The organism is Streptomyces sp. NBC_00259 (assembly GCF_036181745.1).
Classification (GTDB): domain Bacteria; phylum Actinomycetota; class Actinomycetes; order Streptomycetales; family Streptomycetaceae; genus Streptomyces; species Streptomyces pratisoli.
Genome location: NZ_CP108080.1, coordinates 3,278,400 through 3,303,257, shown reverse-complemented (window position 1 = coordinate 3,303,257; position 24,858 = coordinate 3,278,400). Strand labels below are relative to the sequence as shown.

At 70.7% G+C, this 24,858-nt stretch carries 21 protein-coding genes; 12 read left to right on the top strand and 9 right to left on the bottom strand.

Translation table 11 applies throughout. The features are described from left to right. The first annotated feature begins 21 nt into the window (after positions 1–21). The 4 genes from OG766_RS14715 (at position 22) to OG766_RS14700 (ending at position 5,682) form a co-directional block, all read left to right on the top strand. Positions 22–1,566 carry an MFS transporter gene (locus tag OG766_RS14715; RefSeq protein ID WP_266378979.1) on the top strand — a complete coding sequence of 515 codons (1,545 nt, stop codon included), beginning with the start codon at positions 22–24 and terminating at the stop codon, positions 1,564–1,566. A 239-nt stretch (positions 1,567–1,805) separates the two neighbouring features. Further along, entirely contained in the window at positions 1,806–2,567 is a 762-nt protein-coding gene (locus OG766_RS14710) for a DeoR/GlpR family DNA-binding transcription regulator (RefSeq protein ID WP_266378977.1), read from the top strand. Beyond that, entirely contained in the window at positions 2,564–3,517 is a 954-nt protein-coding gene (gene pfkB / locus OG766_RS14705) for a 1-phosphofructokinase (protein WP_266378974.1), read from the top strand. The genes OG766_RS14710 and pfkB overlap by 4 nt, the downstream gene beginning before the upstream one ends. Continuing rightward, a complete protein-coding gene (locus OG766_RS14700) occupies positions 3,514–5,682 on the top strand; it encodes a fructose-specific PTS transporter subunit EIIC (RefSeq protein WP_328725515.1) in 2,169 nt (722 codons plus the stop codon). Before pfkB ends, OG766_RS14700 begins: the two co-directional genes overlap by 4 nt. 84 nt (positions 5,683–5,766) lie before the next feature. Here OG766_RS14700 and OG766_RS14695 read toward each other — a convergent pair whose 3' ends face one another. From OG766_RS14695 to OG766_RS14685, 3 genes are all read right to left on the bottom strand, one after another. After that, entirely contained in the window at positions 5,767–6,543 is a 777-nt protein-coding gene (locus OG766_RS14695) for a DUF6227 family protein (protein WP_266378967.1), read from the bottom strand. Positions 6,544–6,706: 163 nt separating this feature from the next. After that, positions 6,707–7,771, bottom strand: a complete 1,065-nt coding sequence (locus OG766_RS14690) for a P1 family peptidase (protein ID WP_328725514.1) — start codon at positions 7,769–7,771, stop codon at positions 6,707–6,709. A 67-nt stretch (positions 7,772–7,838) separates the two neighbouring features. Then, positions 7,839–9,062, bottom strand: coding sequence for a low temperature requirement protein A (locus OG766_RS14685; RefSeq protein WP_266378962.1), 1,224 nt, complete (start codon positions 9,060–9,062; stop codon positions 7,839–7,841). A 218-nt stretch (positions 9,063–9,280) separates the two neighbouring features. Here OG766_RS14685 and OG766_RS14680 point away from each other — a divergent pair, with 218 nt between their 5' ends. From OG766_RS14680 to OG766_RS14655, 6 genes are read left to right on the top strand one after another with little or no spacing between them, the layout of a single operon-like run. Further along, positions 9,281–10,399 (top strand): MFS transporter, encoded by a 1,119-nt coding sequence (locus tag OG766_RS14680; RefSeq protein ID WP_443045496.1) that lies wholly within the window; start codon positions 9,281–9,283, stop codon positions 10,397–10,399. Further along, positions 10,396–12,696: a molybdopterin oxidoreductase family protein gene (locus tag OG766_RS14675; protein ID WP_328725513.1), complete on the top strand. Its 2,301-nt coding sequence runs from the start codon at positions 10,396–10,398 to the stop codon at positions 12,694–12,696. The genes OG766_RS14680 and OG766_RS14675 overlap by 4 nt, the downstream gene beginning before the upstream one ends. 8 nt (positions 12,697–12,704) lie before the next feature. After that, positions 12,705–13,304 (top strand): 4Fe-4S dicluster domain-containing protein, encoded by a 600-nt coding sequence (locus OG766_RS14670; protein WP_328725512.1) that lies wholly within the window; start codon positions 12,705–12,707, stop codon positions 13,302–13,304. Then, entirely contained in the window at positions 13,301–13,951 is a 651-nt protein-coding gene (locus OG766_RS14665) for a QcrA and Rieske domain-containing protein (protein WP_328725511.1), read from the top strand. Before OG766_RS14670 ends, OG766_RS14665 begins: the two co-directional genes overlap by 4 nt. Beyond that, positions 13,948–14,325, top strand: a complete 378-nt coding sequence (locus OG766_RS14660; RefSeq protein WP_328725510.1) for a hypothetical protein — start codon at positions 13,948–13,950, stop codon at positions 14,323–14,325. The genes OG766_RS14665 and OG766_RS14660 overlap by 4 nt, the downstream gene beginning before the upstream one ends. A 30-nt stretch (positions 14,326–14,355) precedes the next feature. Continuing rightward, positions 14,356–14,562 (top strand): hypothetical protein, encoded by a 207-nt coding sequence (locus OG766_RS14655; RefSeq protein ID WP_266378950.1) that lies wholly within the window; start codon positions 14,356–14,358, stop codon positions 14,560–14,562. Between the two features lie 115 nt (positions 14,563–14,677). Here OG766_RS14655 and OG766_RS14650 read toward each other — a convergent pair whose 3' ends face one another. The 5 genes from OG766_RS14650 to OG766_RS14630 form a co-directional block, all read right to left on the bottom strand. Continuing rightward, the gene (locus tag OG766_RS14650; RefSeq protein WP_443045495.1) at positions 14,678–15,238 is read right to left on the bottom strand and encodes an RcpC/CpaB family pilus assembly protein; all 561 of its coding nucleotides are present in this window, start codon (positions 15,236–15,238) and stop codon (positions 14,678–14,680) included. A gap of 297 nt (positions 15,239–15,535) precedes the next feature. After that, positions 15,536–16,387: an S-methyl-5'-thioadenosine phosphorylase gene (locus OG766_RS14645; protein WP_328725508.1), complete on the bottom strand. Its 852-nt coding sequence runs from the start codon at positions 16,385–16,387 to the stop codon at positions 15,536–15,538. 132 nt (positions 16,388–16,519) lie between these two features. Next, the gene (locus OG766_RS14640) at positions 16,520–16,849 is read right to left on the bottom strand and encodes an FmdB family zinc ribbon protein (protein WP_266378943.1); all 330 of its coding nucleotides are present in this window, start codon (positions 16,847–16,849) and stop codon (positions 16,520–16,522) included. Between the two features lie 68 nt (positions 16,850–16,917). Next, positions 16,918–18,078 carry an MFS transporter gene (locus OG766_RS14635; protein ID WP_423247181.1) on the bottom strand — a complete coding sequence of 387 codons (1,161 nt, stop codon included), beginning with the start codon at positions 18,076–18,078 and terminating at the stop codon, positions 16,918–16,920. A gap of 524 nt (positions 18,079–18,602) precedes the next feature. Beyond that, entirely contained in the window at positions 18,603–20,153 is a 1,551-nt protein-coding gene (locus OG766_RS14630) for a potassium/proton antiporter (RefSeq protein ID WP_266378938.1), read from the bottom strand. Positions 20,154–20,349: 196 nt separating this feature from the next. Between OG766_RS14630 and OG766_RS14625 the strand changes: the two genes are divergently transcribed. Next, on the top strand, positions 20,350–23,190 hold the full coding sequence (locus OG766_RS14625; RefSeq protein WP_266378936.1) for a penicillin acylase family protein: 2,841 nt from the start codon (positions 20,350–20,352) through the stop codon (positions 23,188–23,190). A 15-nt stretch (positions 23,191–23,205) separates the two neighbouring features. Here OG766_RS14625 and OG766_RS14620 read toward each other — a convergent pair whose 3' ends face one another. Continuing rightward, positions 23,206–23,811, bottom strand: a complete 606-nt coding sequence (locus OG766_RS14620; protein ID WP_266378935.1) for a 5-formyltetrahydrofolate cyclo-ligase — start codon at positions 23,809–23,811, stop codon at positions 23,206–23,208. Between the two features lie 126 nt (positions 23,812–23,937). Here OG766_RS14620 and galU point away from each other — a divergent pair, with 126 nt between their 5' ends. Continuing rightward, a complete protein-coding gene (galU, locus tag OG766_RS14615; RefSeq protein WP_266378934.1) occupies positions 23,938–24,840 on the top strand; it encodes a UTP--glucose-1-phosphate uridylyltransferase GalU in 903 nt (300 codons plus the stop codon). Positions 24,841–24,858: the final 18 nt, after the last annotated feature.

Here is a 24,858-nt window from a genome sequence, read left to right as displayed (position 1 = left end):
ATCGTTCCTAGGTTTCTCCGCATGAGCTCCCACGACGCCGTACTGGATACGGCTCCCGACCCCGCTGCCCCTGCCGACCGGCGCCGCTGGATAGCCCTGGCCATCGTCATGACGGCCGCCTTCATGGACCTGGTCGACGTCACCATCGTCAATATCGCGATCCCGTCGATCGAGCACGATCTCGGCGCGTCGTTCGGTGCCATCCAGTGGATCACCGCGGGGTACGCGCTGGCCTTCGCCGCCGGCCTGATCACCGGTGGACGACTCGGTGACATCTACGGCCGCAGGCGGCTCTTCCTGGTCGGTATCACCGGTTTCACGATCGCCTCCGCGCTCTGCGGATTCGCCGCGGGACCCGAGATGCTGGTCGCCTCGCGGCTGCTGCAGGGTGCGATGGCCGCGATGATGGTGCCACAGGTCCTCGCGATCATCCATGTGACCTTCCCGGCGCACGAACGCGGCAAGGTGTTCGGGATGTTCGGCGCGATCGTCGGCCTCGGGGCGGTCTCGGGCCCGCTGCTCGGCGCGCTGCTCACCCAGTGGAACCTGTTCGGCCTCGAGTGGCGGCCGATCTTCCTGATCAATCTGCCGGTCGGTGTCGCGGGAGTCATCCTCGGCCGGAAGTTCATCGCCGAGTCCCGTGCCGAGAAGGCGCTCCGCCTCGACCTGGTCGGCGTCGCCCTCGTCACCACCGGTCTGCTCATGCTGGTCTACCCGCTCACGCGCGGCCGTGAGCTGGACTGGCCGCTGTGGGGCCACCTGTGCATGGCGGCCAGCCCGCTCGTGTTCGCCGTGTTCGTGGCGTACGAGAAGCGCAAGACCCGCAAGGACGGCTCGCCGCTCGTCGAGCTGTCGCTGTTCCGGGTGAAGAGCTTCGCCGCCGGTATCGCGGTCCAGCTGACCTTCGGCGTGGTCCTGGGCATCTTCTTCCTGGTCTGGACGCTGTACATGCAGATCGGTCTGGGCTGGAGCCCGCTCAAGGCGGGCCTGACCGGAGTGCCGTTCTCCATCGCGGTGTCGCTGGCCGCCGGCCTGTCCGTACAGAAGTTGGTGCCGCGCTTCGGCCGCAAGGTGCTGCAGGCGGGTGCGCTGACCATGGCGGCCGGGCTGCTCCTCTACATCTGGGAGGCCGGGCGGTACGGCACGGACATCCACTCCTGGCAGATGATCGCGCCGCTCGTGATCATGGGGCTCGGCATGGGGCTGATCGTGGCGCCGCTGACGGACGCGGTGCTCTCCGACGTGCCGCGTGAGCACGCCGGGTCGGCGTCGGGGCTGATCAACACGACCGGGCAGATGGGCAATGCGCTGGGCCTCGGACTGGTCTCGGTCGTGTTCTTCGGGGTGATCGACGAGAAGCCGCTGACGTCGCAGGGAGCCGTCGGCCGGGCCTTCGCGGACGCGTTCCAGGGCTCGCTGTGGTGGGTCGTGGCGGTGCTCGCGGTGATCTTCGCGGTGATGTTCGCCCTGCCGGCGCGGCCGAAACAGCACCTGGAGGGGGCGGACGCCTCCGGGGAGGGCGCCGGCGCGGGTACGGAGGAGCAGGAGCTGGTGCTGACGCGCTGAGCAGACTGCTCCGCAGAGCCGACTGGTCCGCTGAGCCGACTGTTCCGCTGCTCCGCTGAGCCGCAGAGGTTCTCAGCAGAGGCCCGGCGCCGGGATGTTCCCTGGCGCCGGGCCTCTTTCTGTGCCTGCTCGCGTCCGTATGTGCCCGCGTGATGCCCGAGTCTGTTTACTTCGTGTCAACAGAGGCGTAGCCTGACTGTGAAACCACAGGTTCGGGCATAGAGCGGACGTAAACCCACATGTACGCACCGGAGCGTCAGCAGCAGATCCTCCGCCTCGCCCGTGAGGGCGGACGGGTCGACGTGCTGTCTCTCGCCGACGAGTTCCAGGTCACCGCCGAGACCATCCGGCGCGATCTGAAGACCCTCGACCGGGCCGGGCTCGTCCGCCGGGTGCACGGTGGGGCCATCCCGGCCGGACGGCTCGACTTCGAGCCGGACCTCGCCGAGCGTGAGTCCACCGCCGCCGACGAGAAGGACCGCATCGCGCATGCCGCCCTCGCCGAACTCCCCGAGGACGGCAGCGTCATCCTCGACGCCGGCTCCACGGTGGCCAGGCTGGCCGCGGCCTTCCCGCTGGAGTGCTCGCTGACCGTCGTCACCCACGCGCTGCCCGCCGCCGCACGGCTCGCCGACCACCCCGGGATCGACCTGCATCTCGTCGGCGGCCGCGTCCGCCACCGCACGCGCGCCGCCGTCGACGCCTGGGCCCTGCGGGCGTACGGGGAGATCCGGGCCGATGTCGTCTTCCTCGGCACCAACGGCTTCTCGGCCGGAAGCGGGCTGACCACACCCGACCTCGCCGAGGCGGCCGTCAAGCGCGCCGTCGTCGCGGCGGCGCGGCGCGTGGTGCTCCTCGCCGACTCCGCGAAGTACGGCGAGGAGCACTTCGCCCGCTTCGCGGGCCTCGCCGACGTCGATCTGCTCATCACGGACAGCGGGCTCAGCCCCGAGGACGCCGCGGCTGTCGAGGCCGCGGGCACGGAAGTAGTACGTACATGATTCTCACCGTCACCCCGAATCCCTCGCTGGACCGGACGTACGAGATCCCGGACCTGGCGCGCGGCGAAGTGCTGCGGGCCACCGGCGACCGCATGGACCCCGGCGGCAAGGGCGTCAACGTCTCGCGGGCGGTCGCGGCGGCCGGACACCGGACCGTCGCCGTACTGCCGCTCGGCGGCCCACCCGGCAGGCTCGTCGCGGAACTGCTGGCGGCGCAGGGCATCGAGACCGCGGTCGTGCCCGTCGCGGGAGTGACCCGGTCGAACGTGGCGCTCGCCGAGCCGGACGGCACACTGACCAAGATCAACGCGTCGGGGCCCGAACTCACGGCGGCGGAGTCGCAGGCGCTGCTCGCCACGGTCGCCGCGCGCTCCCGTACCGCCGGCTGGATCGCCTGCTGCGGCAGCCTGCCGCGTGGCCTGGCGCCCTCCTGGTACGCCGAACTGGTCGCCCGCGCCCATGAGTCGGGCGCCCGGATCGCGCTGGACACCTCCGGGCCGTCGCTGACGGCGGCGCTCTCCGCCCGGCCCGATGTCGTCAAGCCGAACGCCGACGAACTCGCCGAGGCGGTCGGACGGCCGCTCGCCACGGTCGGCGACGCGGTGAAGGCGGCGGAGGAACTGCGCACGCGTGGCGCGGGCGTGGTGCTGGCCAGCCTCGGAGCGGACGGTCAGCTTCTCGTCTCCGGCGCCGGCGCGTTCTACGGTGCCGCGTCGGTCGCCGCCGTACGCAGCAACGTCGGCGCGGGCGACGCGTCCCTGGCCGGCTTCCTGGCGGCGGGCGCCGACGGACCAGACGCCCTGGCCGCCGCGGTCGCCCATGGCGCGGCCGCCGTCCAACTGCCGGGCAGCGTGATGCCCACGCCGTCCGACCTCGATCCCGCCGCGGTCCTGGTGACCGCGGACGTCCCCCTGGACCGCGCACTCACGGAGCAAGGGAGCCCGCGATGAGCGACATGATCACCGCGGACCTGGTCGACCTCGACCTGGCCGCCGCGACGAAGGAAGAGGCGGCCAGGTCGCTCGCCGGGCGCATGGTCGCGCTCGGCCGCGTCACCGACCTCGACGGCTTCCTGGCCGATGTGGCCGCGCGTGAGGCGCAGATGCCGACGGGCCTGGACGGCGGCATCGGCATCCCCCACTGCCGCAGCGCGCATGTCACCGAACCCACCCTGGCCTTCGGACGCGCCGCCACCGGCATCGACTTCGGCGCCCCCGACGGACCCGCCGACCTCGTCTTCCTCATAGCGGCCCCCTCGGGCGCCGACGACGCGCACCTCACCATCCTCTCCGCCCTCGCCCGCCGCCTGATGGACCCGGACTTCACGTCCGCCCTCCGCGAGACGGACTCCCCGACGACCGCGGCGGCCCTCGTCCGCGGCGATGTCGAGCCGGCGGACGCGTCGGCTGCTTCCGCGGCTTCCGCTGTTTCCGCCGCCGAGGCGCCGACGGGCCCCGAGACCGACCGGATCACGCCTCCCGCCGGTACCGGTACCGGTAGCGGCACTGGCACTGGTGCGGAGCAGGCTGCCGCGTCCGTGCCTTCGCCCGCGTCCGTGCCTTCGCCCGCGCCCGCGCCCGGGTCTGCGTCTGCGCCCGCGTCCGTGCCGGGCGAGGGTGCCGCGGAGCCGGAGGGTTCCACACCTTTCCGGGTCGTCGCCGTCACCTCCTGTCCCACCGGGATCGCGCACACCTACATGGCCGCGGAAGCCCTGGAGCGCGCGGGGCAGGAGGCCGGGGTCGAGGTCACCGTGGAGACGCAGGGGTCCGCCGGGTTCGCCCGGCTGGACGCCGCGGTCGTCGAGGCCGCGGACGCCGTGATCTTCGCGCACGACGTCCCCGTACGGGACAAGGAGCGTTTCGCCGGGAAGCCCACCGTGGACGTCGGGGTGAAGGCCGGGATCAACCGGGCGGCCGAACTCATCGCCGAGGCCCGGGAGAAGGCCGCCCGCGGCGAGGTGAGCGCCGCGTCCCGGCCCGCCCCCGTCGAGAGCGCGGGCGAGCCCGGTGAGGGGTACGGCAGCAAGCTCCGCAAGTGGCTGATGTCCGGCGTCAGTTACATGATCCCGTTCGTCGCCGCCGGCGGTCTCCTCATCGCCCTGGGCTTCGCCCTCGGCGGCTACGAGATCACCAGCGCCAAATCCGTCGCCGACGTCTTCGTGTGGGGCGACCACACCAGTTGGGCCGCGCTCCTGTTCCAGATCGGCGGGCTCGCGTTCAGCTTCCTGATCCCCGTCCTCGCCGGATACATCGCGTACGGAATGGCCGACCGCCCCGGCCTCGTCCCGGGCTTCGTCGGCGGCGCGATCGCCATCACCATCAAGGCGGGCTTCCTGGGCGGCCTGGTCGCCGGACTGCTCGCCGGCGCCGTCGTCCTGGCGATCCAGAAGGTGAGGGTGCCCGCGGTCCTGCGCGGCATCATGCCCGTCGTCGTGATCCCGTTGATCTCCTCCGCGATCGTCGGCTTCCTGATGTTCCTGGTCATCGGCAAGCCGCTCGCCTCGCTCCAGCAGGCCCTCACCGACTGGCTGAACGGCCTCAGCGGCGCCAACGCGATCATCCTCGGCGCGATCCTCGGCCTGATGATGTGCTTCGACCTGGGCGGCCCGCTCAACAAGGTCGCGTACACCTTCGCGGTCGGCGGCCTCGCCAATCCCAACGAGGGCTCGCTCAAGGTCATGGCGGCCGTGATGGCCGCGGGCATGGTGCCGCCGCTCGCGATGGCACTGGCCACGACGGTGCGCGGCAAGCTGTTCACCAAGGCGGAACGCGAGAACGGCAAGGCGGCCTGGGTGCTGGGCGCTTCGTTCATCACGGAGGGCGCGATCCCGTTCGCCGCCGCCGACCCGCTGAGGGTCATCCCTTCGGTGATGGCGGGCGGCGCGGTCACCGGCGCCCTGTCGATGGCCTTCGAGTGCACACTGCGCGCACCGCACGGCGGCATCTTCGTCGTCCCGCTGATCGGCAACGCGTTCCTCTACCTGCTCGCGATCCTCGCGGGCACGGTGGTCGGCGCCGGTCTGGTGATCCTGCTGAAGGGCATGCGGAAGACCTCGCAGACTCCTCCGCAGCCCGCGGCCACCGCCGAGAAGTCCGGGGTCGTCACAGCGGTCTGAGCCGTCGGCTGTCGGCTGCCGGGCCGTCGGTTGTTGCCGGACTGCCGGACTGCCGGAACCGCCGGGCCGTCGGGAGCCCTCGGGTCAGCGCACCCGCGCGCGGAGCTCCATGGCTTCGCGCGCGGTGTGCTCGTCCTCGTACACCTCGCACATGTGACGGCCGTCGGGCGTGGCCGTGTGCTCCACTTCCCACAGGCTCAGCTCCGTGCCGTCGAGCAGCAGGAACGCGTGCTCGTAGAGCGTGAAGCCCGCGTCCCGGGCGTCGGCGAGGCACTGCCGGCCGAACGCCTGGCCGATGTGGTGCGCGAACGCCGCCCGAAGCAGCCTGGCGGTGTCCTCGCCCGGCCGGTCCGGATTCTCGGCTCGGCGCAGCAGCCGCCGGGCGTGGTCCGCGGAGTCGTCCGGGACGTACCTGCGCGAGGGGACCGCCGGAGGGGCCGCCAGCAGCCTGCCGAGCAGCTCCAGCTCGGCGTCGAGCCCCTCGGTGCCGGGGTCCGCCTCGGGCGCGGCGCCGGATATCGCCGCGTGGCCGGTACGTCCGCCGTGCTCCGAGCGCAGCCTGGACGCCGCGAGCCGGGCCTCCGACTCGTCCACGTACAGCTCGTGCTGCCGGGCGCCGCCCCGTCCGCTGTTGTGCACGAGCTCCCACAGGGTGAGGGAGGAGCCGTCGGCCAGCAGATACGCATGCCGGTAGGTCGTACGGTGCAGGGCAGCGCTGTGGTGCGAGGAGTGCAGCGAACTGTCGTGGGCCAGCGCGGATTCGAGACGGTCGACCATGGTGTCGGGAAGGTCGAAGGAGTTGAGTGCCCGACCCAGGAGCCGTTCGAGGTGCGACTCGGTTGTCTCGTAGGGATCGTTCAAGGTGGATCTCCCGGATCTCCAGGCCGTTGCCACACGTCACTTGATGACTGCTTAACGTAGTCCCTGGGTCTGACATCGCGTCCAGGGTTCCGGAAAACGAGCGGCTCACACGCGAAAGTTCCGCGCGCCGCCCGCGCACGCCTCAACTCCCTGACGTAGTACGTCAGTCCGCGTTTCGGGCGCCGTGTGGTCCGAGCCCGTACAGCTCCGTGTACGAGGGGAAGTCGCCGCCTGCCCCTGTGACACTCCGTGCGGCCAGCACCGCGCGGACGATCGCCCTCGTCACGACATCCGCGCCCGCCGCGAGAACGGCGTTGAGGGCGAGCGGATGGCCGTCGAGCGGACGGGCGCCGGTGGCCAGGGTGAAGACGGTGTCGCCGTCGTTGAGGAGATGCACCGGGTGCACGGCGCGCGCGATACCGTCGTGCGCCGTGCCGGCGAGCTTCTGCGCCTGGGCGCGGGTCAGTTCGGCGTCGGTGGCGACGACGGCGAGAGTGGTGTTCAGCGGCGGTGCCCCGTTGCGGTCGGCGGCCTCCGCGAGCCGGTGCAGGGCTGCCGCGTGCACCTCGGGCGGCGGCGGAACGGGCAGCCCGCCCGTGACGTACTGCCCGTAGAGCACACCGGTGTCCAGGTCGACCGCCGAACCGGCCGCGTTGGCCACGACCAGCGCCGCGACCGTCGCCCCGCTGGGCAGGACGGTGCTCGCCGTGCCGATGCCGCCCTTGATACGGCCGACCACCGCTCCCGTCCCGGCGCCGACCGAGCCCTCCTCCACCGGCGCGCCCGGCTCCGTGAGCGCCGCCGCCTCCACGGCCGCGCGTCCCGTCGAGGCATCCGGCCTGGCCCGCCAGTCCCCGCCCCGGCCGAGGTCGAAGACGCAGGCGGCGGGGACGACCGGTACGACCTGGCCGGGTTCCCGCCCGGCCGGGACCCCGCGGCCCTGCTCCTCCAGCCACGCCATCACGCCGGACGCGGAGTCCAGCCCGTACGCGCTGCCTCCGGTCAGGACGACCGCGTCGATGCGCTGGACCAGATTGCGGGGGTCGAGCGCGTCGGTCTCCCGGGTGCCGGGTCCGCCACCCCTGACGTCGACCGCGGCGACGGCCCCGCCCGCGGGAGCGAGGACGACCGTGGTGCCGCTGAGGGCGCCCTCCCCGGAGAGCCGGGCGTGGCCGACCCGGAGGCCGGGCACGTCGGTCAGCGCGTCGTTCGGTGCCTTGTCTGCCATGCGTTCTGCGTATCACGCGTGCCGGGCGGCGTGGCCGGGTCCGGGAGAGCTCCGCCCGTGGCGTCGATCACCCGGCCGGTGCTCCGGCGGTGGCCCGTGGGCCGGGGCGGCCCGCGCGGCGGGTCAGTGTCTCTCCGGTCGCGACCGTGGCGGCCGCCACCAGCCCGGCCGCGAGCACGGCGTGCTCGCCCGCCAGGGTGCAGAGGAGGATAACCAGCGCCGAGCAGGGCAGGAGCAGTTGCTGCCAGAGGCCGTGCTTGAAGTGGCGTGCGTGCAGCAGCCAGACGGTCAGCAGGAACGCCGCCGTGGGCACGGTGACCGCGGCCGCCGCCGCGACCTCGGAGATGTGCGACTTGTGGACGGCCGTCTCGACCGCGACCTCCAGACCCGCGCCGATGGCCGCGGCGCACGCGAAGATCACGTAGTGGCCGTAGCCCCACAGGAACGCCTCGTCGCCGGCCTCCAGCCGGACGTGGACCGGGACGGCGAAGTAGATCCACCAGGCGGCGAACACGATCAGCAGCCCTCCGACGGCGATCGGCACCAGAACCCCCAGCGCGTTGCTCACATCCAGTGCGGAACGCACTCCCACGGTGGCGGCCAGGATCGTCTCGCCGAGCACGATGATGGTGAACAGGCCGTAGCGCTCGGCGATGTGGTGGGCGTGCCAGCTGGTGGCCATGGAGCGCTCGGCGATGAGCGGTACGGCCATCTCGGCCAGCGCCAGCACCAGGAACGCCCAGGGCCGTACGTGCGTCGGGAGGACGAGCAGCGCCAGCCAGCCGATCTGGCAGAGCACGATCCCGCCCGCGTACCGCAGGGCCGTCGTCCGCTCCGCGCCACGGGTCGACGCCGCGACCCTCAGCCACTGCCCGACGAGCGCGATCCGCATCACCACGTAGCCCACGAAGACGACCACGAAGTCCTGGTCGAGAAAGGCGCGCGCGACCCCGGCCGCGAGGATCAGCACGCCCGCGATCTGGATGAGCGTCACGAGGCGGTACGGGATGTCGTCGGTGTCGTACGCGGAGGCGAACCAGGTGAAGTTCATCCACGCCCACCAGATCGCGAAGAACACCATGGCGTAGCTGAGCACTCCGTGTCCGGCGTGGTTCTCGGCCACGGCATGGACCAGCTGCAACCCGGCCTGGTTCACGGCGACGACGAAGCAGAGGTCGAAGAAGAGTTCCAGCGGGGTCGCGGCGCGATGGGCCTCGTCGCGACGGCGCGCACGCATACGGCGCCTGGGTCCCGGGCCGCCGCTCTCGGCGGATGCGGAAGTGGAGGTCATGCCTCCAGCACACCAGAGCGAGCGGGACGGCGTGACGAGACGCGCGTACGAGCCCGGTCCTGAGCCGCACCGCAGGATCGTGATGTCCGACGTCCGAGGTCCGACGTCCGGCGGTGGCGCGGCGCCGCCGGCACGGTATGGACGCCATTTGAGCGAAGCCCTCACCCCCGTGAGTAGCAAAACAGGACCAACCCGCACAGAGCCCCTAGCGTGGCGGCGTGAACGACCCGTCCGAGCCCACGCAGAGCCCGCAAGCGTCGTCCGCCGCGCCGTCCGCGCCGCCCGCTCCACCGCCCGCCCGCCAGGAGACACCGGGAGCCGTGCGCCGGCGTGCCTCGCTGGCGGGCGCCGCCGTCTGCGTACTGCTGATCATCGCGATCGTTCTCGGCAGCCGGCTCCTCACGGACTTCGACTCCGCACTCCTCCCCTATGCCGTCGCCACCGTCTTCCTCGCCTTCGGCATCACCTACCGCTACACCGTCTGGATCTCCTCGCCCGGCGCCCGTCGGCTGTTCCGGCAGGGCTGGCGCAGCTTCTTCTCCGCCGCCAACTTCCGCAGGGCACCCACCGCACTGCCGAGGATGATCGCCACCTATCTCGGCTTCCAGAAGTTCCTCGGAGCCCGTTCGCACGCACGCTGGGCCGCTCACCAGCTGATCTTCTGGGGCTGTGTGCTGGCCGCGCTGATCACCTTCCCGCTGACCTGGGGCTGGTTCACCTTCACCTCGCCCACCGGCTCCGGACCCGGCTACGACATGCGGATCTGGGGCTTCAAGGTCCTCGGGTTCGACGCGCTGAGCTTCTTCGGCTGGGTCATGTTCCACGGCCTCGACCTCGCCGCCGTGCTCGTCATCGCCGGTGCCTCGTACTTCATGTGGCGGCGGATGAAGGACCGCGGGGCGATCACCGGCCAGCGGTTCGCCTACGACCTGATCCCGCTGATCGCCCTGCTCGTCATCTCGGTGACCGGTCTGCTCCTCACCTTCTCGTCGATCTTCCTGCACGGCGGCGGCTACGAGTTCCTGGCGATCCTGCACATGGTGTCGGTGGTCTTCACCCTCATCCATCTGCCCTTCGGCAAGTTCTTCCACATCGTCCAGCGCCCCGCCGCGGTCGGTATGCAGCTGTTCAAGTACACGGCCCGGCAGGACGAGCAGATCTTCACCTGCCGCCGCTGCGGCGACCCCATCGACACCACCCCCTATGTCGAGAACCTGCAGGGCACCATGCGCGATCTGAAACTCGACTTCGACGAGTGGGCGCAGTACTGCCCGCGCTGCAAGCGGGTGCTGCGCGGCAACGCCTACCTCACCCATGTCAAGAAGGGCTTCAAGTGACCGAGCAGCCCGTCCCGCTGGATCCCTCCCTCGCTCCTCCCGGCACCCGCAACTTCCGGGACGCCGGAGGCATCCCGGCCGACCGGTGGCGCGCCGACCAGGGGGGCGAGACCCTCGTCCCCACTCACTGCTGCTTCTGCGGTGTCCAGTGCGGCATGTATCTGCGCGTCAACAAGAGCGGCAAGGTCTTCGGCGTCGAGCCCCGCAACCACGACATCAACCGGATGCGCCTCTGCCCCAAGGGCATCAACGCCTATCAGCAGGTCAACCATCCGGACCGGCTCACCAGCCCGCTGATCCGCCGCTCCCGCGACGAACCCTTCCGTGAGACGTCCTGGGAGGAGGCGCTCGACTTCACCGCCGCCGAGATGCAGCGCATCCAGTCCGCGTACGGCAACGACGCCTTCGGCGTGCTCGGCGGCGCCAGCCTGTACTCCGAGAAGACGTATCTCGTCGGCAAGTTCGCCCGGGTCGCCCTGAAGACCCGGCACGTCGACTACAACGGCCGGCTGTGCATGGTCAGCGCCGCCGGGGCCAACAAGCTCGCCTTCGGGATCGACCGGGCCGGCAATCCCTTCGCCGACATCCTGCAGACGGACTGCCTCCTCATCGCCGGCTCCAACGTCGGTGAGTGCTTCCCCGTGATGACCCAGTATCTGTGGGGCGCCCGGGACCGTGGTGCGAGCCTGATCGTCATCGATCCGCGCGAGACCGCCATCGCCCGCACCGCCGACATCCATGTCGCCCTCAAACCCGGCACCGACTCGGCGTTCTTCAACGCCGTGCTCCATGTCGTGATCCGGGAGGAACTCGACGACGAGAGCTTCATCTCCGCCCATGCCACCGGCTGGGCCGAGGTCCGGGAGAAGGTCGCGGAGTATCCCCCCGAGCGGGCCGCGGAGATCTGTGGCGTCCCGGAACGGCAGATCGTGCAGGTCGCCCGCATGTTCGCCCGCGCCCCACGAGCCATGGCCTGGCACGCCCGGGGTATCGAGCACCATTCGCAGGGCGTCGAGAACTGCCTTTCCGTCATCAACCTCTGTGTGGCCACCGGCAACATCGGCAAGCCCGGAGCCGGCTACGGCACCATCACCGGCCAGGGCAACGGCCAGGGCGGCCGTGAACACGGCCAGAAGTCCGACCTCCTTCCCGGGGGCCGCTCCATCACGAACGACGAGCACCGCCGTCAGATCTGCGAGATCTGGGGCATCGAGGAATCCGAACTCCCGCCCGCCGGCACCTCGATGATGGAAATGGTCTGGCAGATGCAGCGCCACGAGATCCGTGGGCTGATCGGCATCTGCAACAACCCCTTTGTCTCCCTCCCCAACTACCGCGTGGTCAAGGAGGGGTACGACGCCATCGAATTCCATGCCCAACTCGACTTCTTCCTTTCCGAGACCGCGGCCAACGCCCACGTCGTCCTCCCCGTCACCACCTGGGCCGAGGACGAGGGCGTGATGGCCAATGCCGAAGCCCGCGTGGTCAAGCACAACAAGGCCCAGGAACCGCTCCCGGGCGTACGCACCGACACCTGGGTCATGTGCCAGCTCGCCCAGCGCCTCGGCGTCGGCGACAAGTTCGCCTTCGCCGGATCGCGCGACGTCTTCGAGGAGCTGCGCATCGCCTCCGCCGGAACGGTCAACGACTACTACGGCATCACCTACGAACGCCTGGAGGAGACCGGCGGCATCGCCTGGCCGTGCCCCTCCACGGACCACCCGGGCACCCCCCGCCTGTTCGAGGACGGGAAGACCTACCATCCCAACGGCAAGATCCATATGCAGGTCGTCGAATGGCACCCGCCCATGGACCCGTACGACGACGAGCACCCGATGACACTCACCACCGGACGGACCGTCGCCCACTTCCTCTCCGGCAACCAGACCCGCAGGCTGGGCGCCCTCGTCGAACAGACCCCACGCCCCTGGATCGAGGTCCACCCCTCCCACGGCTTCCGCTCCGGAGACCCGGTCCGCGTCGTCACCCGCCGTGGCAGCGAGGTCTTCCCCGCCCTGGTGACCGAGGCCATCCGCCCGGACACCGTCTTCGTCCCGTACCACTGGCCCGTCCCCACCGCGGCCAACGCGCTCACCATCGACGCCCTCGACCCCCGGTCGAAGATCCCCGAGTACAAGGTCTGCGCCTGTCGTATCGAGCGCGCCGAGCAGATCGACGAGGTCCCCGAGCCCCCGACCGCTCCCGGCCACCACGCGTACCCGGAGACCCAGGTGTCCCGCACCGACCCCCTGCCGCCCACCGTCCCGCAGGGCCGTGGCACCGCGGAGAGGAGCTGACGAGAACCATGATGGGCAGAACGATCTTCATCGACCCGGGGCGCTGCATCGGGTGCCAGGCATGCGTCTCCGCATGCCGTGAATGCGACTCGCACCGCGGAAAGTCGATGATCCATCTCGACTACCCCGACGAAGGTCACTCCGTCGCCTCCCTTCCCACTGTCTGTATGCACTGCGAGGACCCGGTCGCCCCGTGCGCCGAGGTCTGCCCCGCCGACGCGATCCTGGTCACCGCGGACGGAGTGGTGCAGCAGGCCGACACCACCCGCTGCATCGGCTGCGCCAACTGCGTCAACGCCTGCCCCTTCGGTGTCCCGAAGATCGACCTCCAGGCGAAGCTGCAGATGAAGTGCAACCTCTGCTACGACCGCACCGCCGACGGCCTCGCCCCGATGTGCGCCACGGTCTGCCCCACCGGCGCCCTCTTCTACGGCACCGTCGAGGAACTCCAGGCCGAACGCCCTGGAGTCCAGGTCGTCGACTCCTTCACCTTCGGCCGTACGACCGTGACCACCGGGGTCGCCATGGTCGTCCCCGCCGACAAGGTCCAGTGGCCCGTGCCCGGCGGACTGCCCGTGGTCGAGGTGAACGGAGTGGACGTCCGATGAGCGTGACCGAACAGCCGCCGGCCGAAGGACCGGGCGCGACGGACGCCGCACAGGAGGCGCTGGAGGACCGGATCGCCGCGGACTCCCTCACCACCCGCCGCGACTACCTCCGCATCGTCGCGACCGTCTCCGGCGGCCTCGCCGTGGGCGGTATCGGCGTCGCCGCGGGCGTACTTCACCGGCACGGCGACAGCGAAGGAATCCCGGCCCCCAAGCGGATCGCCGGCCGGCTGCTGCCCGGGGAGTCCATCGCGTTCCGCTACCCGGAAGAAGCGGACCGCGCCGTCGCCGTACGCCTCGGAGACGGCAGCCTCGTCGGCTACTCCGCCGTCTGCACGCATCTCGCCTGCGGGGTGCTCTGGCGCGCGGACCGGGGGAGCGAAGGCGAGCTGTACTGCCCGTGCCACGAAGGGATCTTCGACCCGCGGACCGGTGAGGTCACCGCCGGCCCGCCGCCGAGGCCGCTGCCCAAGGTGCTCCTCATCGAGGAGGCGGACGGCAGCGTCTGGGCGGTCGGCACCACCCGCTCCGGCGAGTCCGCCACCGAAGGGCTGTGCCGCCAACTCCTCGAGGACCGCCCCGAGATGGCCGCCAGACTCGGCTGCCCGGGCGCTCGTTCCACAGGGGAGGAGGGGCTCCGCTCATGACCACACCTCCCTCGCAGCCCAACACCCCACCGCCCGACTACCGCCCCGGCAGCGCCCAGCCCCGGCTGAACCGGCCGGTGCGCGAGCGCTATCCGCAGATCCGCTCCACCAGCGGCTACGGCGACCCCCGGATCCGGCACACGGGCCCGGGGCCGGGCGCCGGCAGCGAGCAGGAGCCCGAACGCTCCTCCAAGCTCACGGCACGCCTGGCACTCGCCCTCACCGTCATCGTCGGCCAGCTCTGGGGGCTGACCATCACCGTCGACGAGTGGATGAGCGGGAACACGGGCACCGCCTGGTGGGGCGCCGGATTCCTCGTGCTCTCGTTCCTGGTGGTCCTCGGCCTCTGGCTGCTCGACCCGAAGGACCGCTGACCCTCGCCGCCCCCGGCGTACCCTGAGTCCATGAGCACCGCCCCCGCCCCCGGACCGCGTGATGCGGAGGAGCCCCGGCAGCCCCTTCCCAAGCCGGCGCTGATCTTCGACGATCCGCTGGACCAGCAATCCTCGGACGATACGGACCGCGGGTGGGGCGAGCGGCCTCCGACGAGCGGCGACAGCGCCACCGACCTCGCCCGCTTCCTCGACGAGAAGCCCCCGCACCACCTCTGACCCCGGCCGGGCGGGCCTGCCACCGGCCGTACGGGACGGGCGGGGGAAACACGGCGTGCACGGGAAACGGAGCGTGCACGGGGAACGGGGCGTGCACGGAATGCCGGGACACGATTCAGCACAGCGTCACCGCCAGACGTGATGTGGTGCTCGCTCCGGCGAGCGCCGCCGCGACCGGACGCGGCACAGCCAGGACGACCAGCGCCCCGCCCTCCTGGGGACCCTCGCTCGCCCGTGGAACGTCGGCCACCCGGGCGCCGGTCGCGATGACCCGTGCGTCGGAGTCCGTGCGCGACCCCTCTCGCGGGCCCGAACCCCTGCCGTACGCCGCGCCGAAGCCCGTGCCCGCCGGGGAGCCGGAGGCCGCGATGACGTCCACGCGGTCGCCGGGCTCCAGCAGCCGGACCGTCTCGGCGTCGGCGATGCGCACCGGCGCGGACACGATGTCCACCGGTGGCGGTGGAGCGGGCCGAGGCGGCGCATGCCGGGGCAGCGCGACCGGCTCACCCCGGGCGTCGGTCCCGACCTGTGCGCGTGGCACCCAGGCGGCCAGCGCGGCAGCCGTGACCGCCAGACCCGCCGCCAGGGCTCGCCGCCTCCGCCGCAGCACACGCCGCAGCCGCGTCCTCTGCCAGTGCAGCCCGCCCCGCACCCTCAGCGGCGGGAACGCGGGCACCCCGCAGGGCTCCGGCGCCGGAGCCGGCGGCAGGGCCGATGTCCCGGAAGACGCATGAGGGACATGCCCGCAGGAAGGAAGTGTGGAAGGAGGCGAGGAAGAAAGCGCGGAAGCAAGCGAGAGGGGTAGCTGCGTCATGGTCGTGACCGCCCGTCGTGAGTCGTGTGAAGGGTGTGGATGCCCAACGCCCTTCACGATCCCCGCTCACGCGCCGCCCCGCCCGGACCTGTGGACAGCCCAGGTCTTGTGGACAACTCCCTCACCCTCACGGGCGATTGATGCACCGCGCGCTCACCGCTACGGCAGCTTTATCCCCGTATCCATCCCGTTCAGCGCGTTCCCGCACAGGCAGTCGCGGTCCTCGTTCGCCGGCAGCCCGGCCACCGCGTCGAACAGCACGTCCCTGAGCCGGTCCACGTTCGCGGCGAAGACCTTCAGCACCTCCCCGTGGGAGACGCCCTCACCGCTCTCCGCCCCCGCGTCGAGGTCCGTCACGAGCGTCATCGTCGTGTAGCAGAGCTCCAGCTCACGGGCGAGCGCGGCCTCCGGGTGACCGGTCATCCCGACCACCGACCAGCCCATCGCCGCGTGCCAGCGCGACTCGGCGCGGGTCCCGAAGCGCGGCCCCTCGACCACGACCAGCGTGCCGCCGTCGACCGCCTCCCAGTCCCGTCCGCGTGCCGCGGCCAGCGCGGCGGCGCGGCCGGAGGGGCAGTACGGGTCGGCCAGCGACACATGGACGACCTTCGGCACCTCCCCGTTCGAGAGCGGCTCACCGTCGAAGTAGGTGTCGGCGCGGGCCTTCGTACGGTCGACCAACTGGTCCGGGACGAGCAGCGTGCCCGGTCCGTACTCCGGCCGCAGCCCGCCCACGGCGCACGGCCCCAGCACCTGCCGGACGCCCACGGACCGCAGGGCCCACAGATTGGCGCGGTAGTTGATGCGGTGAGGAGGGAGGCGGTGGCTGCGGCCGTGCCGGGGGAGGAAGGCGATCCTGCGGCCGGCGATCTCGCCGAAGAACAGGGAGTCGCTCGGGCTGCCGTACGGCGTCGGAATCTCGGCCTCGGTCACGTTCTCCAGGAACGAGTAGAAACCCGAGCCGCCGATCACGCCGATGTCCGCGCGCTGTGCGCTGTCTGCGTTGGCCATGGCGATCACAGTAGCCGCGCCCGAACACGCGCCGGAATGCGCCCGGTGCACACGGAATGCGCCGGCTGCCCGCCGTGAACGCCCAGGGCCCCACCGTCCGAAGACGGTGGGGCCCTGACGCGAAGAACTGGATCAGGCGGCGGTCGTACCGCTGCTGGAAGCGCCGGACGAGCCGGACGTGCTCGCCGCCGGCTTCGAGTCCGAGGACGAGGACTTGGTGTCCGTGGAAGAAGACGAAGAGGCGGACGACGACGAGGTCGACGACGGCGTGCTGCTCGACGACGCGCCGCGGCTGTCGTTCCGGTAGAAACCGGAGCCCTTGAAGACGATGCCGACCGCCGAGAACACCTTCTTGAGGCGTCCGTCGCAGCTGGGGCACTCGGTCAGGGCGTCGTCGGTGAACTTCTGCACCGCCTCGAGGCCCTCGCCGCACTCGGTGCACTGGTACTGGTAGGTCGGCACTTGTCTTCCTCCTGGCACTCTCACTCGATGAGTGCTAACGACGGTCCATAGTGACGTATTCCCGCGGATCAGTCCACCGTCACGGGCACTCGGTGACCGACACCACGTGCGACGGTACGGCTGTGCGACCGCGGCGCGAGCCGTGACCGCAACGCCACGAGCGTGATCAGGGCCAGTGCGGTGCCCACCAGCGGCACCAGGAATCCGGCGCTCGCGCCGTACCCGTCGGCGAGCCGCCCGGCGACCGTCACCGCGGCCGCCTGGCCCAGCGCCACGGAGCCCGTCAGCCAGGTGAACGCCTCGGTACGGGCCGATCCCGGCACCAGTGTCTCGACCAGCGTGAAGCCGCTGATCAGCGCGGGCGCGATGCATACGCCGACGACCAGGCCGAGCGCTCCGAGCAGTACCGCGGAGTGCGCCGCCCACAGCAGGGACGCGGCGATCGCGAGCCCTCCGTAGCCGAGCACGAGACGCCGTCGCGGCCCGGACTTCCAGGCGATCGCGCCGATGGCGATGCCCGCCAGCATGTTGCCGGCCGCGAAGAGCCCGTACAGCAGACCGTTCATACCGGGCTGCCCGATCTCCTCCGAGAACGCGGTCAGCGAGACCTGCATACCGCCGAAGACGGAGCCGATGCCCAGGAAGGCCACGGCCAGGACCCGTACGCCCGGCACGGACAGCGCGGACACATGCGCCTCGCGCTCACCGGCGGACGGGCGGCCGAAGGGCGGCTGCGTGCGGCGCTGGGCGGCGAACAGCAGACCGCCGGCCAGGGTCAGCCCGGCCTCGGCGATCAGTCCTGCGGCCGGGTGCACACCGGTGCACAGGGCGGTGGCCAGCACCGGGCCGACCACGAAGGTGAACTCGTCCGTCACGGACTCGAACGCCGCCGCCGTCGGCATCAGCGGAGAGCCTCCGAGCTTCGCCGCCCAGCGGGCCCGCACCATCGGGCCGACCTGCGGGACGGAGGCACCGGCCGGCACAGCGGCCGCGAAGAGCACCCACAGAGGAGCGTGCGCGAGTGCCAGCACGGTCAGCGCGGCGACGGACGCGGAGTGCACCAGCACCCCGGGGACCAGCACGGCGCGCTGGCCGAAGCGGTCGGCGAGCTTGCCGCTCTGCGGAGCGAAGAGAGCCATGGAGACACCGGTGACGGCGGCGACGGCGCCTGCGCTGCCGTACGAGCCGGTGGTGTGCTGCACGAGCAGGACGATGCCGATGGTCAGCATCGCGAAGGGCTGCCGGGCGGCGAATCCGGGGAGCAGGAACGACCAGGCCCCGGGAGTGCGGAGCAGCTGCCCGTAGCCAGGACGCCGTGAGGACGAGCCGGAGCCGGAGGCACCGGGAGCCGCGTCGGCACCGGACGTGCCGGAAGACGCGGAAGATGCGCCGGAGGACGCGCCGAAGGGCATGCCGGAGGACGCGCGGGATGTCGCGGAGGGCGTGCCGGAAGACGCGGAAGATGTGCCGGAGGACCTGCCGGAGGACGTGTCAGAAGCGACCGTGGACACCACGGCCCTTGCCTTTCTGCCGCCTGGTAGCGCTTCCCGGGGTGCCGGGAGCAGCCGAGAGCTGTCCTCTTGCGCGGAACTGCGGTAGATACCGGGACCCACTGCTGGGGGATGCTCGGCCGCCATACGGTCGCGCCAGCTCTGCGTCAGGCAGAGTTGGTCGATCAGTGTGCCTTCATGGTACAGGGGTGGAGGCCGTTCTTCCGCTGAGATCGCAGACGTTTCCAGACCGGCACCTGCGATTAACGGGACGTCCGCCCTCCGGTCCCCAGCCATCCGGCGAGCTTTCCGCCCTGACCCACGGCCCGCAGCCGTGCTTCGGCGGAGTCCCGCACCGGATCCGTCGCCACCACCAGCAGCTCGTCACCGCGCCGCAGCACGGTCGTCGGCAGCGGTACGAAGCTCTTGCCCTCACGGACGACGAGCGTCACCGCGGAGCCGGCGGGCAGCCGCAGTTCCGCGACCTCCACACCGTGCATCCTCGACTTCTCGGGGATCGCGACCGACAGCAGATGCCCACGCAGCCGCTCCAGCGGCGCCGACTCGATGCCCAGGTCCGCGGCCTCCGCCCCGTTGCCGAGCCGCAGGGCCTTCGCCAGCCAGGGCAGGGTCGGCCCCTGCACCAGCGTGTAGACGACCACCAGCACGAAGACGATGTTGAAGATCCGCTCGCTGCCGGCGATACCGGACACCAGGGGAATGGTCGCCAGGATGATGGGCACGGCGCCGCGCAGGCCGGCCCAGGACATCAGGGCCTGTTCGGGCCAGGGCATACGGAACGGAAGCAGGCTGATGACGACCGACAGGGGTCGCGCGACCATCGTCAGCACCAGCCCGATGGCCACCGCGGGCCAGAAGTCGCGCACCAGCTCGTGCGGGGTCACCAGCAGGCCGAGCAGGACGAACATGCCGATCTGGGCGATCCAGCCGAGCCCGTCCGCGAACCCGCGGGTGGCGGGCCAGTGCGGCAGCCTGGCGTTCCCGAGCACCATCGCGGCGAGGTAGACGGCGAGGAACCCGCTGCCGTGGGCGATGGCGCCGGCCGCGTACGCCGTCATCGCGATCGCCATGACGGCGATCGGGTACAGACCGGAGGCGGGCAGGGCCACGTGGCGCAGCCCGAACGAGCCCAGCCAGCCGACCGCCAGGCCGATGGCGGCGCCGATCGCCAGTTCGAGCAGGATCGTGGCGACGAGGACGTACCACGTGTCCACGGGTTCCGCCGCCGAGAACGCGACGACGAGGATGACGACGGGTGCGTCGTTGAATCCGGACTCGGCCTCCAGGACGCCCGTGACGCGTGCGGGGAGGGGCACTCTCCGCAGGACCGAGAAGACGGCGGCGGCATCCGTCGAGGAGACGACCGCGCCGATGATCAGCGCCTGGCGCCACTCCAGTCCGACCAGATAGTGCGCGCCCGCCGCCGTGACGCCCACGCTCACGGCGATGCCGACGGTCGACAGCGCGACCGCCGCGGGCAGCGCCGGTTTGACTTCCTTCCACTTGGTGCCCAGGCCACCTTCGGCCAGGATCACCACGAGTGCGGCATAGCCGATCACCTGCGTCAGTTCGGCGTTGTCGAACTTGACGTTGAAGATGCCGTCCTGCCCTATGGCGACCCCGATGCCCAGATACAGCAGCAGGCTGGGGAGCCCGCTCCGGGACGAGATGCGCACCGCCGCGACGGCGATGAGCAGGACGAGCGAGCAGATGAGCAGGAGTTCATTGAGCTCGTGGACAGTCAGCGGCCGATCCTTCCCCTCGCGCTTGCTGCCGGATCGTGCCTCCGGCAAGCGACACTTCGTTACCTTACCTAATCTTTAACGACTTCTTGACGCTCTCGTGACGGCTTCCGCCCTGGAGTCGATCGTCAGTTCGAGTGACCGGTCATTGATGTCGCCTTACTGATACCGCGTCCGGGCCCGTCGATCGCTGCGCCTATGGTTGCTCCAGCACTCCCAGGACCACACTGCCCCTCGAAGGACAGCGATGCCCGCCAACACAACCGCCTCCTCCGCCGAGAAGCCAGGCAAGAGGAGGGGCCGACGCGCCCGTCTGATCGTGCTCGCCCTGGTGCTGGCGCTGGTCGCGGGTGTCGTCTGCGGTGCGTACTGGGGCGTCAGCACCGTACGCGCCTCGTTCCCGCAGACCAGCGGGACGATCGAGCTCAAGGGCCTGTCCGGGTCCGTCGACGTCAAGCGCGACGGGAACGGCATCCCGCAGATCTACGCCGACAGCGACGAGGACCTCTTCCGCGCCCAGGGTTACGTCCACGCGCAGGACCGGTTCTGGGAGATGGACGTACGCCGTCACGTCACCGCGGGCCGGCTCTCCGAGATGTTCGGCCCGGGATCGGTCGAGACGGACGCCTTCCTGCGCACCCTCGGCTGGCGCCGGGTGGCACAGGAGGAGTACGACAAGCAGCTGGCGCCCGCGACCAAGAAGTACCTCCAGGCCTACGCGGACGGCGTCAACGCCTATCTGTCGGGGCGCGACAGCAGTGATGTGTCCCTCGAGTACGCCGCCCTCGGCCTCACCAACGACTACACGCCGGAGAAGTGGACGCCGGTCGACTCGGTGGCCTGGCTCAAGGCGATGGCCTGGGACCTGCGCGGCAACATGCAGGACGAGATCGACCGGTCGCTGATGACCAGCAGGCTCAGCCAGGCGCAGATCAAGCAGCTGTACCCGGCGTACCCGTACGACCTGCACCAGCCGGTCGTCCAGGGCGGCAGCGTGGACAGCGACACCGACAAGTGGGATCCGAAGGCCAAGGCCTCCTCCTCCGACGACTCGGACAACGGCTCGAACGGCGGCTCGAACGACGGATCGGGCAACGGCCTGGGCGGCGGTTCGGGCAGTGGCTCGGACAACGGCACGGGCAGTGGCTCGGGCGACGGTTCCGGCTCCGGCGGCGGTCAGGGCATCCAGAGCCAGCTCTCCGGCCTCTCCGACGTCCTCGACCGGGTCCCGGCGATGCTCGGCCCCAACGGCAACGGCATCGGATCCAACTCCTGGGTCGTCTCCGGCAAGTACACGACGACCGACAAGCCGCTGCTCGCCAACGACCCGCACCTTGCGCCGCAGCTGCCTTCCCTGTGGACCCAGATGGGCCTGCACTGCCGCGCCGTCTCGCCCAAGTGTTCGTTCGACGTCGCCGGTTACACCTTCTCCGGCATGCCGGGCGTGATCATCGGCCACAACCAGGACATCGCCTGGGGCTTCACCAACCTCGGCGCCGACGTCACCGATCTCTACCTGGAGAAGGTCTCCCAGGCCGGCTGGCTGTCCGGGAGCAAGGTCAAGCCGTTCAAGGTCCGCGACGAGATCATCAAGGTCGCGGGCGGCGCCAGCAAGACGATCACCGTCCGGGAGACCGACCACGGGCCCCTGATCTCCGACCGCAGCGCCGAGATGGAGCGGGTCGGCGAGCGGGCGCCCGTCAGCAACTCCACCCCCGTCCCCGACCGCGGCCACGGCTACGGCGTGGCGCTGCGCTGGACGGCCCTGGATCCCGGCAAGTCCATGGACGCGGTGTTCAAGCTCAACCTCGCGAAGGACTTCAAGGACTTCCAGGCGGCAGCGAAGGACTTCGAGGTCCCCTCGCAGAACCTGATCTACGCCGACACCAAGGGCAACATCGGCTACCAGGCGCCGGGGAACATCCCGATCCGCGCCGAGGGCTTCGACGGCTCGATGCCGGTTCCGGGCTGGAACCCGACGTCCGGCTGGAAGGGGTACATCCCCTTCGACGAGCTGCCCTACGAGTACAACCCGAAGCGCGGCTACATCGTCACCGCCAACCAGGCCGTCGTGGACTCCGACAAGTACCCGTACCTGATCACCAAGGACTACGGCTACGGCTCGCGGAGCCAGCGGATAAACGACCTGATCGAGTTGAAGATCAAGGACGGCGGCAAGATCTCGACGGACGACATGCGCACCATGCAGATGGACAACAGCAGCGAGATCGCCAAGCTGCTGACGCACCATCTGCTGAAGATCGACGTTTCCGACCCGTACGTGCGGGAAGCGCAGAAGCTGCTGGAGGGCTGGGACTACACCCAGGAGCCGGACTCCGCGGCCGCCGCCTACTTCAACGCCGTCTGGCGCCAGGTCCTCAAGCTCGCCTTCGGCAACAAGCTGCCCAAGGAGCTGCGGGTCCAGGGTGAGTGCCTCAACGTCCGCCCGGCCGACAGCACCGGACCGGTCGACGATCTGAACGGGCTGGTGCGCGAGTGCGGCCAGCGGGACGCCGAGTCGGCCCAGCCGGACGGCGGCGACCGCTGGTACGAGGTGGTCCGTGGGCTGCTCGAGGACGAGAACAGCGAGTGGTGGCAGTCTCCGAAGACCCGCAAGGACGCTGCCACGACGACCCGTGACGGGCTGCTCGCCCGGGCCATGAAGGACGCCCGCTGGGAGCTGACCGCCAAGCTGGGCAAGGACGTCTCCACCTGGAGCTGGGGCCGGCTGCACCAGCTGACGCTGAAGAACCAGACGCTCGGCACCGAGGGACCCGAGGCGCTGCAGTGGATGCTCAACCGCGGCCCGTGGAACCTGGGCGGCGGCGAGGCCACGGTCAACGCGACCGGCTGGAACGCGGCGGGTGGTTACGACGTGATCTGGGTGCCGTCGATGCGCATGATCGTCAACGTGGGCGACTGGGACAAGTCCCGCTGGATCAATCTGACCGGCGCGTCCGGGCACGCCTACAACGCGCACTACACCGATCAGACGGACAAGTGGGCCAAGGGCGAACTGCTCGACTGGGCCTACGGCGAGCAGGCGGTCCAGGCGGCGACGAAGGACACGCTGGTGCTCAAGCCGTAGGCCGCGGTCGGCGGCTCAGGCCGAGGGCGGGGTCGGGGCCGCGGTCGCGAAGCGGCGGACGCCCTCCGGTGTCACCACGGCGTGGACGGGGTGGTCGTGCGGTTCCTCGGGAACCCGCGCGACCACCTCGTTCGCGTACAGGAGCACGACGAGGGCGGGGTGCGCGCCGGCCGCTTCGAGGCGGGCGAGGACCCGGTCGTACGAGCCGCCGCCGCGCCCGAGCCGCATACCGCGCTCGTCCACCGCGAGCCCGGGCAGCAGGACCGTGTCCGCCTCGAGTACGGCCTTGTGGCCCAGCCGCGGGCCGTCCGGCTCCGCCAGGCCGCGCCGCGCGGGGACCAGGTGGTCCGGCCCCTCGTACACCGCCCAGTCGAGATCGTTGTCGTCCAGCAGCACCGGCAGGAGCACCCGCACGCCCCGCGTGCGCAGCTCGTCGAGCAGCGCACGGGTACCCGGCTCGCGCCCCACGGACACGTAGGCGGCTACTGTGCGGGCACGGCTGAGTTCCGGAAGCTCCCGTGCATGCCGTGCGAGAACCAGGGAGGCCTCCCGGACGTCTTCGGGTGACAGGAGGCGTCGTACGTCGAGCAGTTCACGCCGTACCACGCTCTTTCCGGACATGTCGGCACCAGCAGCACCCACAGCAGCCTCACAATCCTCAGGCAATCCACAGCCAATACGCCTTTATGAGGAGAAAGTTAACCGGAGGCTAATCTTCCGCCCATACGCACCGGATATGGTGCCCGCATGACTGAGTCGCACCCCAGGATCAGCAAGGCTGTCATCCCCGCCGCAGGCCTCGGAACCCGGTTCCTGCCTGCAACGAAAGCCACTCCGAAAGAGATGCTGCCTGTCGTCGACAAGCCCGCCATCCAGTACGTGGTCGAGGAAGCGGTGGGCGCCGGTCTCTCGGATGTTCTCATGGTCACCGGTCGCAACAAGCGCCCCCTCGAGGACCACTTCGACCGCAACTACGAGCTGGAAGAGGCCCTGAGCCGCAAGGGCGACGCCCAGCGTCTCGCGAGGGTCCAGGAGTCCAGCGACCTCGCCACCATGCACTATGTGCGCCAGGGCGACCCCCGAGGTCTCGGCCACGCCGTCCTCTGCGCCGCCCCGCACGTCGGTGACCAGCCCTTCGCGGTCCTCCTCGGTGACGACCTGATCGACCCGCGCGACCCGCTGCTGTCGCGGATGGTCGACATACAGGAGCGCGAGGGCGGCAGCGTCATCGCCCTGATGGAGGTCGAGCCCTCCCAGGTCCACATGTACGGCTGCGCCGCCGTCGAGACCACGGGTGAGGACGACGTGGTCAGGGTCACCGGTCTCGTCGAGAAGCCCGACCCGGCCGAGGCGCCCAGCAACTTCGCGATCATCGGCCGGTACGTCCTGGACCCGGCCGTCTTCGAGATACTCCGCAAGACCGAGCCGGGCCGCGGCGGCGAGATCCAGCTCACCGACGCCCTCCAGATGCTCGCCGCCGACGAGAAGATCGGCGGACCCGTGCACGGCGTCGTCTTCAAGGGCCGCCGCTACGACACCGGCGACCGCGGCGACTATCTGCGTGCCATTGTCAGACTCGCGTGCGAACGTGAAGACCTGGGCCCGGACTTCCGAGCCTGGCTTCGCCGTTACGTCACCGAGGAGATGTAGCACGTGAGCAGCACGGCA

Bases quoted from the DNA above. Each gene is read 5' to 3' on its own strand.
- OG766_RS14715 (WP_266378979.1), top strand. From the start codon at position 22: ATGAGCTCCCACGACGCCGTACTGGATACGGCTCCCGACCCCGCTGCC.
- OG766_RS14710 (WP_266378977.1), top strand. From the start codon at position 1,806: ATGTACGCACCGGAGCGTCAGCAGCAGATCCTCCGCCTCGCCCGTGAG.
- pfkB (WP_266378974.1), top strand. From the start codon at position 2,564: ATGATTCTCACCGTCACCCCGAATCCCTCGCTGGACCGGACGTACGAG.
- OG766_RS14700 (WP_328725515.1), top strand. From the start codon at position 3,514: ATGAGCGACATGATCACCGCGGACCTGGTCGACCTCGACCTGGCCGCC.
- OG766_RS14690 (WP_328725514.1), bottom strand. From the start codon at position 7,771: ATGGCAGACAAGGCACCGAACGACGCGCTGACCGACGTGCCCGGCCTC.
- OG766_RS14685 (WP_266378962.1), bottom strand. From the start codon at position 9,062: ATGACCTCCACTTCCGCATCCGCCGAGAGCGGCGGCCCGGGACCCAGG.
- OG766_RS14670 (WP_328725512.1), top strand. From the start codon at position 12,705: ATGATGGGCAGAACGATCTTCATCGACCCGGGGCGCTGCATCGGGTGC.
- OG766_RS14665 (WP_328725511.1), top strand. From the start codon at position 13,301: ATGAGCGTGACCGAACAGCCGCCGGCCGAAGGACCGGGCGCGACGGAC.
- OG766_RS14660 (WP_328725510.1), top strand. From the start codon at position 13,948: ATGACCACACCTCCCTCGCAGCCCAACACCCCACCGCCCGACTACCGC.
- OG766_RS14655 (WP_266378950.1), top strand. From the start codon at position 14,356: ATGAGCACCGCCCCCGCCCCCGGACCGCGTGATGCGGAGGAGCCCCGG.
- OG766_RS14645 (WP_328725508.1), bottom strand. From the start codon at position 16,387: ATGGCCAACGCAGACAGCGCACAGCGCGCGGACATCGGCGTGATCGGC.
- OG766_RS14635 (WP_423247181.1), bottom strand. From the start codon at position 18,078: ATGCTGACCATCGGCATCGTCCTGCTCGTGCAGCACACCACCGGCTCG.
- OG766_RS14625 (WP_266378936.1), top strand. From the start codon at position 20,350: ATGCCCGCCAACACAACCGCCTCCTCCGCCGAGAAGCCAGGCAAGAGG.
- OG766_RS14620 (WP_266378935.1), bottom strand. From the start codon at position 23,811: ATGTCCGGAAAGAGCGTGGTACGGCGTGAACTGCTCGACGTACGACGC.
- galU (WP_266378934.1), top strand. From the start codon at position 23,938: ATGACTGAGTCGCACCCCAGGATCAGCAAGGCTGTCATCCCCGCCGCA.